This is a genomic window from Aeromonas sp. MdU4, from assembly GCF_041929505.1.
In the GTDB taxonomy this organism is placed as follows: Bacteria; Pseudomonadota; Gammaproteobacteria; order Enterobacterales; family Aeromonadaceae; genus Aeromonas.
The window spans coordinates 39108-52745 of record NZ_JBHFMW010000015.1 but is presented as its reverse complement, the minus strand read 5'-3'; the positions used below and the strand labels follow the sequence as shown (position 1 = coordinate 52745).

The window sequence follows — 13638 nt, the reverse complement described above, 5'->3', positions numbered from 1 at the left end:
GAGCGACGCAACAGTTCGTTACTGCGGGAGTGGAATTCTACTCAACCGCCTTCTCGAGTCAAGCCTTATTTGCAAAGGCTTTTCGAGGTTACCGACGAGGTTGTTTGCGTTGCCGCTTGCCCTGTCGATGGAGGCGCATTATAGGGAACAGATTCTTTCTGGCAACCCCTTATCGGCAATAAAATTGCAAAAAACTGCACTTTTTTAGTTATTCATATCCAACCACAGCTTTTATACAAACTTATCCACAGAAACAAGCTCCGAGTTGTTAGAATGGCCGAAAACAAGGAGGCCAAGATGGACTTGAGACTGAGACCCTACAAGGGAAAACGCCCGCAATTGGGCAAAGGGGTGTATGTAGATCCCTGCGCGACACTGGTGGGTGATATCGAGCTGGCCGACGATGCCAGCATCTGGCCCATGGTGGCGGCACGGGGGGATGTGAACCATATCCGCATCGGTGCCCGCAGCAATATTCAGGATGGCACCGTGCTGCACCTGACTCGCAAGAGTGCCGGCAATCCTGACGGCTATCCGCTGCTGATCGGTGAAGATGTCACGGTCGGTCACAAAGCGATGCTGCACGGCTGTACCATCGGCAACCGGGTGCTGGTCGGCATGGGGGCCATCATTCTGGATGGGGTAGTAGTCGAGGATGATGTGATGATCGGCGCAGGTTCGCTGGTGCCACCGGGCAAGCGACTCGAATCGGGCTTTCTATATATAGGTAATCCCGTCAAACAGGCTCGCCCGCTCAAACCCGCCGAGGTCGCGTTTCTCAAAACCTCGGCCGACAACTATGTCCTGCTCAAGGATGAGTATCTGCAAGAGACCTGATAGGGCAGGCAGAAACAGTAAGCCCGGCATGATGCCGGGCTTCGCTTCTTATATAGCTATATAGCCGTGCATAAAAGCAGGCTGGAAATCAGTGGGCCTGATCCCAGTTGTCGCCGGTGCCCGCTTCCACCAGCAGCGGCACATGCAGCTCGGCTGCAGCTGACATCTTCTCCTTGATGATTGCGATGTACTCTTCCAGCTTCTCTTCGCGGATCTCGAACACAAGTTCATCGTGCACCTGCATCAGCATGCGGATCGACTGGTCTTCTATTCCGCGGATCCAGCTGTCCACGTTGATCATGGCGCGCTTGATGATATCGGCAGCGGTGCCCTGCATCGGGGCGTTGATGGCAGCCCGCTCGGCCGCCTTGCGCAGACCGGCGTTGCGGGACTTGATATCCGGCAGATAGAGGCGGCGGCCAAACAGGGTCTCGACATAGCCCTGGGCTTCCGCTTGCTGGCGGGTGCGCTCCATATATTCCAGCACGCCCGGGTAACGTTCGAAGTAGAGGTCCATGTACTTCTGCGCTTCGGCACGACCAATCCCCAGCTGCTTGGCCAGACCAAAGGCACTCATGCCGTAGATAAGGCCGAAGTTGATCGCCTTGGCGCTGCGGCGCATGTCGGTAGTGACCGCATCGAGCGCCACACCGAATACCTCGGCGGCAGTCGCCTTGTGGATGTCCTTACCCTCGGCGAAAGCGGTCAGCAAGCCCTTGTCACCGGAAAGATGCGCCATGATGCGCAACTCGATCTGGGAGTAGTCCGCCGCCACCAGCTTGTAGCCGGCGCTCGGAATAAAGGCCTGACGGATCCGGCGCCCCTGCTCATTGCGCACCGGGATGTTCTGCAGGTTGGGATCGGTGGACGAGAGTCGACCGGTCGCCGCCACAGCCTGATGATAGGAGGTGTGCACCCGCCCGGTCTGCGGCTTGATCATCAGCGGCAACTTGTCGGTATAGGTGGACTTGAGCTTGGCCAGACCGCGATGTTCCATCAGTAGGCGCGGCAGTTCGTAGGTCTCCGCCAGCTCGGCCAGCACCTCTTCTGCGGTGGACGGCGCTCCCTTGGGAGTCTTTTTGATGATCGGCAGGCCCAGCTTGGTGAAGAGGATCTCCCCCAGCTGCTTGGGCGAGGAGAGGTTGAACTCCTGCCCGGCCAGCTCGTGGGCTTGCTTCTCCAGCTCCGCCAACCGAACTTCTATCTCCTGACTCTGCTGGTGCAGCAACTTGGGATCAATGGTGGTACCGAGCAACTCCATCCGCGCCAGAACCGGCAGCAGCGGCAGCTCAATTTCGCTGAATACCCTGGCGAGGCCCGGCACGGCTTCCAACTGCCCCCACAGGGTCTGGTGCAGACGCAGGGTGATATCGGCATCTTCTGCCGCATAGGGAGCGGCCTGCTCCAGCTCGATCTGGTTGAAGGTGAGCTGCTTCACCCCTTTGCCCGCGATATCTTCAAAGGAGGTGGTCTCGACCCCGAGGTAACGCTTGGCCAGCGAATCCATATCGTGACGACTGGCAGTGGAGTTGAGCACGTAGGATTCGAGCATGGTGTCGTAGGCGATACCTTGCAGGTCGATGTCGTGGTTGAGCAGCACGTTGCGATCGTACTTGAGGTTCTGCCCCACCTTGAGACGGGTCGGATCTTCCAGCAGCGGCTTGAGCTTGCCCAACACCACGGCTTCGCTCAGCTGTACCGGCGCCCCGAGATAGTCGTGGCCAAACGGCACATAAGCGGCTTTGCCCGGCTCAACCGCGAAGGAGACGCCGACGATCCGCGCCTCCATATAGTCGAGACTGGTGGTTTCGGTATCGAAGGCGAACAGCTGCGCGGCCTGCAGTTGGGCCAGCCAGCCGTCGAATTCGGCTTCGTCCAGAATACAGCGGTAGTCGGTTTCGATGGCGGCAACCGGGGCGGTACTGTCATCGCCAGCCTCGTCTTGCCCGGCACGCTCACTGCCCTCTTCACCACCAGACTCCAGCTCCTTGATCAGGTTGCGCAGCTCGTATTCGCGGTAGACCGCCAACAGGGACTCCTTGTCGACCGGCTTGAGCAACAGCTGCTCCAGACTCTGTTCCAGCTCGACATCGGTCTTGATGGTCGCCAGTCGATAGGAGAGACGAACCTGATCTTCCTGCTCGCGGAACTTGTCGGCGAACGCCTTGGAACCACGGAAACCGAGCGCTGCTACCTTGTCGAGGTTGGCGGCAATCTCGTCGATGCTGCCAATCCCTTGCAACAGGGCCAGTGCGGTCTTCTCGCCGACACCGGTCATGCCGGGAATGTTGTCGACCTTGTCACCCATCAGGGCCAGATAGTCGATGATGAGCTCGGGCGGTACGCCGAACTTCTCGATCACCCCTTCCCGATCGGTCTTCACATCTTTCATGGTGTCGATCAGGGTGACATGGTCGGAGACCAGTTGCGCCATGTCCTTGTCACCGGTACTGATCAGCACCGGCAACTGCTTCTCAGTCGCCTGGCGGGCCAGGGTGCCGATCACATCGTCCGCCTCGACCCCCTCGATCATCAAAAAGGGGAAACCCATCGCCTTGATCATCTGATGGATCGGGCCAACCTGGCTGCGCAGATCTTCCGGCATGCTGGGGCGATTGGCCTTGTATTCGGAATAGATGTCGTCACGGAAGGTCTTGCCCTTGGCATCAAATACCACGGCCACATGACAGTCAGGATATTGCTTGCGCAGGCTGCGCATCATGTTGGCCATGACACGGACGGCGCCGCTCGGCAAACCGGTCGATGTGCGCAGATCGGCCTGCTGGGAGGCGAAGAAGGCGCGGTAAAGATAAGAGGAGCCGTCGACCAGAATAAGGGGATTGCTAGGGGCCATGAAATCGTCCTGCCAGAGATAAACAGCCGCTAGGATGCCACAGGGCCCCCCTCACACCAAGGGGCGCAGCAACAGCACAAAGCGCCTGATAAAGGGACTCAATCTGTGGATAACTCTGTGTTCAAAAATGGGGCGCATCAGAGCGCACAGTGACAAAGCTGTGTATAAGAATATAAAAATCTATTAAAAACAATATCATGAGATCGCAAAAACCGATCGCAAGACAGTTGGAATGATCTCGATCAATGTGGAAAAAGATTTAAGGGAGTAGGAACGGCAGGATCCAAAACGAAACAATCCTAGCACAGCAAGATGACTTGACCAGCGGATGGCGAGCGATAACCATACAAAAGTACAACAATCCATCTTGGCTCACATTTTCAACAACGAGGAGTTTGCCATGAAAAAAGTGGCCGTGATTTTGAGTGGCTGCGGTGTCTTTGACGGAGCCGAAATCCATGAGGCCGTCATCAGCCTGCTGGCGCTGGCCCGTCAGGGCGCTGCCGTCCAGTGCTTCGCACCGAATGTGACGCAGCTTCATGTGATCAACCACCTGACCGGTGAAGTGAGCGAGGGAGAAAGCCGCAACGTGCTGGTCGAAGCTGCCCGCATCTGCCGTGGCCAGATCAAGGACGTGGCCGAGCTGGATGCGGCCGATTACGACGCGCTGCTGGTGCCCGGCGGCTTTGGCGCAGCCAAGAACCTGTGCGACTTCGCCATCCGGGGCGCCGAGTGCCAGATCCAGCCCGATGTGCTGAAAGCGTGCCAGAGCTTTGCCAAGGCCAACAAACCGGCCGCCTATATCTGCATCGCACCCGCCATGATCCCGCTGATCTATGGCGCCGGGACGCTGGCGACCATCGGCCATGACGAAGGCACCGCCAACGCCATCGAGGCGATGGGCGGCAGCCATCTCAACTGCCAGGTCAACGAGTTCGTGGTGGATCAGGAACGCAAGGTGATCTCTACCCCCGCCTACATGCTTGCCAACAATATTGTCGAGGCGGCGGACGGCATCGAGAAGACGGTCAAACAGCTGCTGGCGCTGTAATCCCCGCCCCGCCAAAAACAGACGGGCCGCTCATCGAGCGGCCCGTTTTCAATTCTGCCTGAAGGCGATGAATTAGATGGTTTCGCCCATCTGATCCATTTTACCCAGCAGGGCGCGCAGACGCTCCTGCCATGCAACATGCTCGTTGCGCAGCTGATGGTTCTCGTCTTGCAGCTTGCTGTTCTGCTCTTTCAGCTCGTCCAGCTCCATCTTCAGCAGGGAGATGTTGTCGACGGCGGATTGTACTTTGGATTCGAGTTGCTCAAGGACTTCTAGTGACATATGCATACCTGTTTGTTCAATTGCGATGCCCCACAGAGGGCGATTCAAGCGCGTGAAGCCAGCATACCCCGAGCGCATCGGCACAAACAAGCCAGTGCGCTGTAAAATGCGCCTTCCATAGATGTATTGTCTAAATATGCGTCTATTTTTCTCGCATCCTGCGCCAGAGCCGCGACAACACACTGAGCCGTGCGTAAAAGACCCCGCCACCCGCGCATTATTGGCGCCCTCCCGACAGTACCGCCGTTATCCCTGCAAGGCGATATAAGCCCCCAGCAACAGACAGGCGACGACATACATCAACAGACCGTAGAGCAGGTTCCAACGCAGGATCAGCCCGGCGCTGAGGTTATAACGGGAGGCCAGCGCCAGATTGGAGCCGGAGAGCGGGCTGGTGCCGGTGGCAAGCCCCCATCCCAGCAGGAAACACATACCGAGCAGGCTGGGATCCGGCGCCAGCGGCCAGAGCAGCGGCGCCAATCCGGAGATACTGATGAGCGGATGCACCCCGACGATGGCCACCAGCAGGATCAGCAACAGAGTGAGGGATGCTTCGAGCCAGCCAAAGTGGTTGAACAGCGGCAGGCCGTGACCTGCGCCAAGATCGATGACCGACAGCGCACTGTTGATGCCCGCCGCCAACAAACCGGCCCCCAGAAACAGCACCAGCTGACCGCCGATGGCGGGAAAGCGCTCCACCACCTGCCGCTTGAGGGCCGCCTTGCGCCCGACCCTCGGCATAAAGAGCAGCGCCAGCAGCGGGGCCACCAGTGCGATCACCGCCAGAATGCCAAGCTGAGGCCAGATCTGCTTGATAAGGAGTACCAGCAACGCCAGCGTGACCGGCAACCCCAGAGTCTGCAGTCGCAGCGGATAACCGGCAAAGTCGGCCACTCCGATCCGCTCCACCTGCCAGGCGGTCAGTCCCATCGCCAGCAAGGCGGCGAGGATCCCGAACGGCAGAATATGGGAGAGCTGCATGCCCGGCGCATAGGTCAGTGCCACTGCCATGGCGACAAAGAAAGGTGACCAGAAGGCGGCGGCACAGAAGATCCGGCTCAGTACCATCACTTGGCGCCGCTCCAGGGTGCCGCCCCGCTCCAGCCGATCGCCGATGATAAACAACACCGAGAGATTGATGACGGCGCCCAGCAGATTGAGGCTGGCCATGGTGCTCCACAACCCCTTGCGCCCGGTCCAGGAAGCAGCACCGGTCAGCAGGCCGGAGGTAGCGAGATTGAGGGTGCTCACCGCGGCAAACATGGTGAGCATATTGATGTTGGGCAGCAACCAGTCACCGACGGTGAGAGTAGCCCCCCGCCACCAGGAGAAGAGCAGCAGCAACAGGGCTGCGCCATAAAGAGCCAGAGCCTGCCGCCTGGCAGCACCCACCAGCCAGGGCCAGGTGAGCAGTGACGCCCCCCAGGCCGCGATGGCTGCTGGCCAGGGGGAGAGCCCCAAATAGAGGTGAAGCAAATTGAGCAGCCACATCCCCAGGATCAGATAGCCTGACCAGCGCTTGGTCATCGAATCATCTCGGTCAGGGGATCAGAGGCACTGATCCATATCCAGCGACGGCTTGTCGCACTCCGGACGACCGACGATCTTGGCAGGGACGCCAGCGACAGTGGTATGAGGCGGCACCGGGTTGATCACCACGCTGCCAGCACCAATCTTGGCTCCCCTGCCCACTTCGATATTGCCGAGCACCTTGGCGCCCGCCCCGATCATTACCCCTTCACGGATCTTGGGATGGCGATCGCCGCTCTCCTTGCCAGTACCGCCAAGGGTCACGCTCTGCAGGATGGAGACATCATCCTCAATCACCGCCGTTTCACCGACCACGATGCCGGTGGCGTGGTCAAACATGATCCCCTTGCCGATGCGAGCGGCCGGGTGCACATCCACCCCGAACACCACCGAGATCTGGTTCTGCAGATAGAGCGCCAACGAGCGACGACCCTGCCGCCACAACCAGTTGGCGACCCGATAGCCCTGCAGAGCATGGAAGCCCTTGAGGTAGAGCAGCGGGGTGGAGAAGAGATCGACCGCAGGATCGCGATCCTGCACGGCGCAGATGTCGGCCGCGACCACCGTCAGCAGCTCCGGCTCGCTGCGCAGGGCCAGCTCAATCACTTCGCGCAGGGCGATGGCGGGCATGGTGGCGCTGTCGAGTTTGTTGGCCAGCTGGAAGCTGAGAGCCGATCGCAGATTCTTGTGATTGAGAATGGTGGAGTGGAAGAAGCTGGCCAGCATCGGCTCCTGGGCCGCCATGCACTGTGCTTCTTGTTGAATTTTGTGCCAGGTTTTGGCGACCAGTTCATCCATGTTGCAGCCTACTGTTGTTCTGGGTGAGGGCTCTGTTGTTCTTTTATCAACACCGAGATGGGGTCCATGTGGATGATGACATCCATCCGCTCGAATGCCTGGCGCACGGCCAGTTCGGCTTCATCGGCGATCTGATGGGCCTTGATCAGGGGGATCTGATCATCCAGTTCCAGATGTAGCTGAACGAATCGAGTCGGCCCGGATTGACGGGTACGCAGGTCATGTACGCCGTGGACACCTTCTACGGCACAGCAGAGGGCCATTATTCTCGCTTGTTCTTCAGCTGGCAACTGACGATCGAGCAGCGCCTGCACCGACTCGTAGCCAATGTGAACTGCCCCCCACAACAGAAACAGGCCGATCAGGATGGCAAACAGACCATCGGCCCAGTACCACCCCTGTCCCGCCAGCACCAGTGCCAGCAAGACGCCGGCATTGAGCAGCAAATCAGAACGGTAATGCAGCATGTCAGCCTTGATGGCGACGCTGTTGGTCTTGCGGATGACGAAGCCCTGGAAGCTGACCAGCAACAGGGTCAGCACGATGGAACCCCCACTGACCCAGAGGCCAGCCTCCAGCCGTTCGATGGGCGCCTGTTTGAGCAGCGACGAGATGCCGTGCATCACCAACAGCAGGGCGGAGCCCGAGATGAAAGCGGCCTGGATCAGCCCTGCCAGCGACTCCGCCTTGCCATGACCGAAGCGGTGTTCGTCATCGGCGGGGGCCAGCGCATAACGGATCGCCAGCAGGTTGATGATGGAAGCACTGACATCCATAAAGGAGTCGGTGAGCGACGCCAGCAGGGTCGATGAGTCTGTCATCAACCAGGCGATCAGTTTACCGATGATCAGCAAGGTAGCCGTCGTGACCGCCGCCATGCTGGCAAAGGTAACCCAACGAGAATATTGTTGATGGCTCAAAACCGGCTTTCCTCTGGCGGTGAAAAACTTATTATACCCTGACCCCGGCGTCAGTTTGGCGCGAAAATCTGCGGAATAACACCAGATGAACAGAATACTCCTGGTCGACGACGATCTTGAATTGACCCAGTTGCTTACCGAAATTCTGACCCTGGAGGGATTTCAGGTCACGGTCGCCGAGGATGGTGAAGAGGGGCTGCTACGACTGGCAGAACAGAGCTTCGATCTGGTGCTGCTGGATGTGATGATGCCCAAGCTCAATGGCTTTGCCATGCTGACCAAGCTGCGCAAGACCCACGATACCCCGGTGCTGATGCTGACTGCCCGCGGAGACAGTCAGGATCGGGTCAATGGCCTGGAGGCGGGGGCCGACGACTATCTGGCCAAGCCGTTCGATGATCGGGAGCTGTTGGCCAGAGTACGGGCCATCCTGCGCCGTACTCAAAGTGCTCCCCCCCAACGAGGCAGCTCCTCCGATGAAGTGCACTTCATGGACATCATCCTGCAGCCCGGCCTGCAACAAGCCCGTTGTGGCGAGCAGTTGCTGGAGCTGACCGCCACTGAATTTGGCCTGCTGGAGTGCTTGCTGCGCAATCCCGGCCAGATCGTCAGCAAGAGTCATCTCTCGGAACAGGTGCTCGGCAAGAAGCTGGAACCCTTCGATCGCGCCATCGACATGCACCTGAGCAACCTGCGCAAGAAACTGCCGGAACGTGCCGATGGCCAACCCCGTTTTAAAACTGTCAGGGGGCGCGGCTATCTGTGGCTAGAGCAAGAATAAAGGGCTCCACCTCCCTCAACGGCATCTCGACCCACATCTTCCTCTGGTTCTGGTTCATGCTGCTGGTGATCCTGGCAGCCGTGATCAGCCTGCCCACTCTGGACCCTCGCAACCAGATCCCGTTGCCTACCCATGAGGCGGCACGGATGCAAAATAACGTGCAGGCCCTGCTCAACGCCGCCGATCCGGACCAGGATTTCGACCTGAGCAAGGCGATGGACAAGATCGCCATGCTGCCAGTGGATAACGTCTACCTGCGTGATGAACGCGGGCAAATCCAGTCGACCACCCATCCGCGCAAGTTTGTCATTCGCTTCATGGTGGATGCCGATAACCCGGCCAACCCCATGCTGGGTAACGAGGATCGCAAGGCGATTGCCGGCCCCTTCCTGATGGAACACCATGGCCATCGCTATCACGTCTATTTCGGCCTCAATGCCGAAAACCCCTACCTGTTCCTGTTCATTCAGGTGCTGGATCACCCGATCCGCATTCTGGGCATCTCGATGCTGGTCAGTACCCCGCTCTGCCTGCTGCTCGCCTGGCGACTGACCCGCCCAATCCTGCAACTGCAAAAGTCGGTCTCCCAACTGGCGGCTGGCAATCTGGAGGTGCAGATCCCCAATCTGGGACGGGGCGACGAGATCGGCCAGCTGGCGGACAACGTCAGCCGCATGGTCGAGACGCTCAAGAGCATGATTCAGAAACAGAAACAGCTGCTCTCTGACATCTCCCACGAGCTGCGCAGCCCCCTCACCCGGATGCAGCTGGCACAGGCGCTGATCCGCCGCAAGCAGGGGGACAGCGCCGAGCTGGCGCGGATCGAATCGGAAATCGGACGGCTGGACAAGCTGATCGGCGATCTGCTCGATCTGTCGCGGGTACAGCAGCATGTGGAGGCGCCGGTGGTACACCCGCTGGCCGAGTTGCTGGAGCCCATCCTCGAAGATGCGATGTTCGAAGCGAACCAGAGCGGCAAGCAGCTCAGGTTGCCGCCGCTGCCTGCCGAGTCGATCCAGATGTGGCCCGAGCTGCTGGCCAGAGCGGTAGAGAACCCTCTGCGCAACGCCCTCAAGTATGCTCGCGAGTTCATCAAGGTGGACTGGTATCGGGAGGGGTTGGAGTGGGTGATGACCATTCGGGATGACGGCCCCGGTGTGCCTGACGAGCAGCAAGCATTGCTGTTCCAGCCCTTCTTCCGGGTCGATGATGCCCGCAATGCCAAGACCGGCGGCACCGGACTGGGGCTGGCCATCGCCTCGGAGGCGATCCAGCGTCACGGCGGCACCATTGCGGCCAGCAACAATCACCCGACCGGGCTGACCATCACCATCCGCTTGCCCATCGCCTGATCCTTTTCATCCTGGCGGGCGCTGGGTATGCTGGCGCCCCTTCTTGGCTTTACATCTCTTTGCAGGAACTCGTCATGCTCGATATCGTCCTCTACCAGCCGGAAATTCCGCCCAACACCGGCAATATCATCCGGCTCTGCGCCAATACCGGTTACCGGCTCCATCTGATCGAGCCGCTGGGATTTGAGTGGGATGACAAGCGGGTGAAGCGGGCGGGACTCGACTATCACGAGTTTGCCGAGGTGAAGCGCTGGCCGAACTATGAGGCCTTTCTGGCAGCCGTGGCGCCCAAGCGGGTATTTGCCTGCACCACCAAGGGTCGCACTGCTCACTCGGCGGTGCAATTTGCTCTGGGCGATGCCTTGCTGTTTGGCCCGGAGAGTCGCGGTCTGCCCATCGAGATCATCGAGAGCCTGCCGTTCGAGCAGCGGCTGCGCATTCCGATGGTGCCCCAGAGCCGCAGCATGAACCTCTCCAACGCGGTATCGGTGTTCGTCTACGAGAGCTGGCGCCAGCTCGGCTACGACGGCGCCATGTAAGCGCCGTCGCGGATCAGTGGCGGGCGTCGAGCAGATGCCCGCTTCGCTCCAGCCGCCAGCAGGTGACCCCCAACGACAGACCGCGCCCCACCATCAGCGCCGCCATCGCCGCCCATAACGCGGCCACGCCCCACGACTGACAGAGCCACCAAATCGGGAAGAAGCCGCCGAATGCGGCCAGCAACATGCTGTTGCGCATCTCCCGCGCCCGAGTCGCCCCGATAAAGACCCCGTCCAGCAGGAAGCACCAGACCGCCAGCAACGGCATGGCAATCAGCCAGGGAAGCTGGCGATTTGCCTCTGCCACGACCGCCGGAATATCGGTGATCTGCCCCACCAGCCAGCTGCCCAGCAGGGCAAACCCCAAGGTAAATGTGGTCGCAATCAGCGCGGCCCAGCCCAGATTGAGCACGATGGCTTCCCGCAGTTTCTGCCGATCCCGCTGACCGATGGCCCGCCCCACCATGGCCTCCACCGCATAGGCAAAACCATCGAGTCCGTAGGAGATGAGCATCAGAAAGTTGAGCAGCACCGCATTGGCGGCCACCGCCACATCTCCCAGCCGTGCCCCTTGCAGAGTCATAAATGCAAAGCAGAGCTGTAAACAGAGGGAGCGCAGGAAGATATCGCGGTTGAGGCCGAGCAGTCGCACCATAGGGGCAAGTTGCCGCCAACGCTGCCAGCCATTGTGCCACACCGTTGGCGCCAGTTGCCGCAGCTGACGGCGTACCAGCCAGATCCCGGCCGCCAGCGCGCAGTAGTCCGCCATGACCGACGCCGCTGCCACACCCCGCACCTGCCAGCCAAGCCCCAGCACAAACAGGGCATCGAGCGCCATGTTGACCAGATTGGTAAGAATCAGCATCACCATGGGGCTGCGGGCATCCTGCATGCCCAACAGCCAGCCCATGATCACCAGATTGCAGAGCGCCGCCGGGGCACTCCAGATCCGCACCGCTACGTATTGACCAGCATAGAGCTGCACCTCGGGCGAACCGCCACTCAGGGCGATTAGCCTTGGCAACAGGGGAAACAGCAACAGCAGCAGGGCTAATCCGAGGGCAATGGCCAGCCCCAACGCCCGCAACAGGGTGTCAAGTTGGGCGCGGCCATCGGCAGCACCATGAGCCTGCGCCGTCAGCCCGGTAGTCGACATCCGCAGAAAGCCGAGCAACCAGAAGATGAGGTTGATCAATGTTGCCCCGACCGAAACGCCTCCCAGAAACCAGGCCTGACCGAGATGACCGATCACCCAGGTGTCCACCAGCCCCAGCAAGGGGGTGGTGATATTGGAAAAAACCATGGGTAGAGCGAGGGCAAAAACAGCGCGATGGCGAGAGGGATCTCGCCACCAGTGAGCACACGACGGAGTCATGTTCAGTAGCCAGCCAGCTTCATCATGCGGGAGAAGTCAGACAGCATGGTGGCCATCTGCACTCGCGGTACCCGGCCAGGCACCACCTGCGGACGAAACACCCCCTGCAACTTGCCCTGGGGATTGATAAGCACAATGGAAGCGGAGTGATCGATCAGATAGTCCTTCTCCCCCTGATTGGCGATGGAGTAAACCAGCCCCAAATTGCGCACAAACGGGAACAACTTGTCGTGGGGTGCGGTCGCGGCTTTGAACTCGGGATTGAAGAAAGCGGTATAGGTCTTGAGACGGGCCGGATCATCGCGCTGGGGATCCGCCGAGATAAACACCACCTGGCTGTTGGGCGCTCTCTTCTTCAGCTGATCGTAGACGGAGCGTATATCTGCCAGCGTGGTGGGGCAGATATCGGGACAAAAGGTGTAGCCGACAAACAGAAAGGTCCAGTGCCCCTTCAGGTTGGCCGGGGTGAACGGCTTGCTATCCGCATCGGTAAAGGAGAAATCGTTGATATCCCGCCCGGCAGGATAGTAGTCGGCCTGCTCTGGCTGCTTCGGTTGTGTGGCGTAGAACGCGAGGATCAGACTGCCTATCAGCAGTAGAAAAAGCAGGGGATAGCGGAGCTTCATCATCACAAGAGACCTTTTCAATTCGAGGCAGATGGCCAGCCGTAACCGGACAAGAGGAGATATTGTACCCCAGTGAACCACCAAGATGGGGCGACCTTGTAACGAACCCTGTCAATAGTCGACCATTTGGTGCGATTTATCGCCAGTGTCGACCATAAAAAAACCGGCCCATCGGGAGCCGGTTATGAACACGCCGGTTTGTCTCGCGTCCTCTCAGGTACGGGCGTTGCGCCCCTGCTGCAACATCTTGCCGATGGCGCGGACTCCGATCGGAATAACGGGTGCCAGCCAGCCTTCTTCCCCTTGACGCTCGCCATGGCCTCGCCGGAACAACAGTACCAGACGCACCACCTTCTCTTTCGGGCATCCCAGCCAGAGCGTCCAGTGCGACCCCTTGTGGTGCAACCAGAGACCATAAAACCAGGTCATCCGGCTCCCCTTGATAAAATGGGTGATTGACGATTCCGAGGGCGCAGCTGCCACTTGTGAATCCCATGGCGATCTTGATGCCATACCAGTCCTCCTTGACCGACAGGTCATGTTGCTTCGTCGGCCTGCACTCTGGTCAGACCCGTCACGACTACCTGCAACGCCAAAAGTGGTGCCGAACCGCAAGGCTCGGGCTCTACCCACTCTCCCTTCATATCCCGTGAAGGTGTTTTGCTTCATTTTCGTAATGTCCGGCTCCTCGCG

13 protein-coding genes are annotated in these 13638 nt (G+C 59.5%); 5 read left to right on the top strand and 8 right to left on the bottom strand.

Annotated features, from left to right (window positions below; all coding sequences use genetic code 11):
* Positions 1-297 precede the first annotated feature (297 nt).
* Positions 298-837 carry a gamma carbonic anhydrase family protein gene (locus tag ACE1BR_RS08445; protein WP_374869313.1) on the top strand — a complete coding sequence of 180 codons (540 nt, stop codon included), beginning with the start codon at positions 298-300 and terminating at the stop codon, positions 835-837.
* A gap of 88 nt (positions 838-925) precedes the next feature.
* Here the strand turns inward: ACE1BR_RS08445 and polA are convergent, their stop codons facing one another.
* On the bottom strand, positions 926-3691 hold the full coding sequence (polA, locus tag ACE1BR_RS08440) for a DNA polymerase I (RefSeq protein ID WP_374869311.1): 2766 nt from the start codon (positions 3689-3691) through the stop codon (positions 926-928).
* A 400-nt stretch (positions 3692-4091) separates the two neighbouring features.
* On the opposite strand from polA, the gene elbB reads away from it, so the two are divergent.
* Positions 4092-4742 carry an isoprenoid biosynthesis glyoxalase ElbB gene (gene elbB / locus ACE1BR_RS08435; protein WP_374869309.1) on the top strand — a complete coding sequence of 217 codons (651 nt, stop codon included), beginning with the start codon at positions 4092-4094 and terminating at the stop codon, positions 4740-4742.
* 72 nt (positions 4743-4814) lie between these two features.
* Here the strand turns inward: elbB and ACE1BR_RS08430 are convergent, their stop codons facing one another.
* The 4 genes from ACE1BR_RS08430 to ACE1BR_RS08415 form a co-directional block, all read right to left on the bottom strand.
* Positions 4815-5024: a cell division protein ZapB gene (locus ACE1BR_RS08430; RefSeq protein WP_033136398.1), complete on the bottom strand. Its 210-nt coding sequence runs from the start codon at positions 5022-5024 to the stop codon at positions 4815-4817.
* A gap of 246 nt (positions 5025-5270) precedes the next feature.
* A complete protein-coding gene (locus ACE1BR_RS08425; RefSeq protein WP_374869307.1) occupies positions 5271-6551 on the bottom strand; it encodes a hypothetical protein in 1281 nt (426 codons plus the stop codon).
* 21 nt (positions 6552-6572) lie between these two features.
* Entirely contained in the window at positions 6573-7352 is a 780-nt protein-coding gene (gene cysE / locus ACE1BR_RS08420; RefSeq protein WP_374869305.1) for a serine O-acetyltransferase, read from the bottom strand.
* Positions 7353-7360: 8 nt separating this feature from the next.
* Positions 7361-8272 (bottom strand): cation diffusion facilitator family transporter, encoded by a 912-nt coding sequence (locus tag ACE1BR_RS08415; RefSeq protein WP_374869303.1) that lies wholly within the window; start codon positions 8270-8272, stop codon positions 7361-7363.
* A gap of 85 nt (positions 8273-8357) precedes the next feature.
* Here ACE1BR_RS08415 and ACE1BR_RS08410 point away from each other — a divergent pair, with 85 nt between their 5' ends.
* The 3 genes from ACE1BR_RS08410 to trmL all read left to right on the top strand — a co-directional run bounded on the left by ACE1BR_RS08410 (position 8358) and on the right by trmL (position 10944).
* Positions 8358-9053, top strand: coding sequence for a response regulator (locus ACE1BR_RS08410; protein ID WP_374869301.1), 696 nt, complete (start codon positions 8358-8360; stop codon positions 9051-9053).
* A complete protein-coding gene (locus tag ACE1BR_RS08405; RefSeq protein WP_374869299.1) occupies positions 9035-10405 on the top strand; it encodes an ATP-binding protein in 1371 nt (456 codons plus the stop codon). The genes ACE1BR_RS08410 and ACE1BR_RS08405 overlap by 19 nt, the downstream gene beginning before the upstream one ends.
* Before the next feature lie 74 nt (positions 10406-10479).
* Positions 10480-10944 carry a tRNA (uridine(34)/cytosine(34)/5-carboxymethylaminomethyluridine(34)-2'-O)-methyltransferase TrmL gene (gene trmL, locus ACE1BR_RS08400; RefSeq protein WP_374869297.1) on the top strand — a complete coding sequence of 155 codons (465 nt, stop codon included), beginning with the start codon at positions 10480-10482 and terminating at the stop codon, positions 10942-10944.
* 13 nt (positions 10945-10957) lie between these two features.
* Here trmL and ACE1BR_RS08395 read toward each other — a convergent pair whose 3' ends face one another.
* From ACE1BR_RS08395 to ACE1BR_RS08385, 3 genes are all read right to left on the bottom strand, one after another.
* Entirely contained in the window at positions 10958-12319 is a 1362-nt protein-coding gene (locus ACE1BR_RS08395) for an MATE family efflux transporter (protein ID WP_374869295.1), read from the bottom strand.
* A gap of 2 nt (positions 12320-12321) precedes the next feature.
* Positions 12322-12948 (bottom strand): SCO family protein, encoded by a 627-nt coding sequence (locus tag ACE1BR_RS08390; RefSeq protein ID WP_374869293.1) that lies wholly within the window; start codon positions 12946-12948, stop codon positions 12322-12324.
* Positions 12949-13158: 210 nt separating this feature from the next.
* Positions 13159-13374, bottom strand: coding sequence for a hypothetical protein (locus tag ACE1BR_RS08385; protein ID WP_374869291.1), 216 nt, complete (start codon positions 13372-13374; stop codon positions 13159-13161).
* Positions 13375-13638: the final 264 nt, after the last annotated feature.

Excerpts from the sequence above, each read along its gene's own strand:
- ACE1BR_RS08445 (WP_374869313.1), top strand. The coding sequence starts at position 298 with ATGGACTTGAGACTGAGACCCTACAAGGGAAAACGCCCGCAATTGGGC.
- polA (WP_374869311.1), bottom strand. The coding sequence starts at position 3,691 with ATGGCCCCTAGCAATCCCCTTATTCTGGTCGACGGCTCCTCTTATCTT.
- elbB (WP_374869309.1), top strand. The coding sequence starts at position 4,092 with ATGAAAAAAGTGGCCGTGATTTTGAGTGGCTGCGGTGTCTTTGACGGA.
- ACE1BR_RS08430 (WP_033136398.1), bottom strand. The coding sequence starts at position 5,024 with ATGTCACTAGAAGTCCTTGAGCAACTCGAATCCAAAGTACAATCCGCC.
- ACE1BR_RS08425 (WP_374869307.1), bottom strand. The coding sequence starts at position 6,551 with ATGACCAAGCGCTGGTCAGGCTATCTGATCCTGGGGATGTGGCTGCTC.
- cysE (WP_374869305.1), bottom strand. The coding sequence starts at position 7,352 with ATGGATGAACTGGTCGCCAAAACCTGGCACAAAATTCAACAAGAAGCA.
- ACE1BR_RS08410 (WP_374869301.1), top strand. The coding sequence starts at position 8,358 with ATGAACAGAATACTCCTGGTCGACGACGATCTTGAATTGACCCAGTTG.
- trmL (WP_374869297.1), top strand. The coding sequence starts at position 10,480 with ATGCTCGATATCGTCCTCTACCAGCCGGAAATTCCGCCCAACACCGGC.
- ACE1BR_RS08395 (WP_374869295.1), bottom strand. The coding sequence starts at position 12,319 with ATGACTCCGTCGTGTGCTCACTGGTGGCGAGATCCCTCTCGCCATCGC.
- ACE1BR_RS08390 (WP_374869293.1), bottom strand. The coding sequence starts at position 12,948 with ATGATGAAGCTCCGCTATCCCCTGCTTTTTCTACTGCTGATAGGCAGT.
- ACE1BR_RS08385 (WP_374869291.1), bottom strand. The coding sequence starts at position 13,374 with ATGACCTGGTTTTATGGTCTCTGGTTGCACCACAAGGGGTCGCACTGG.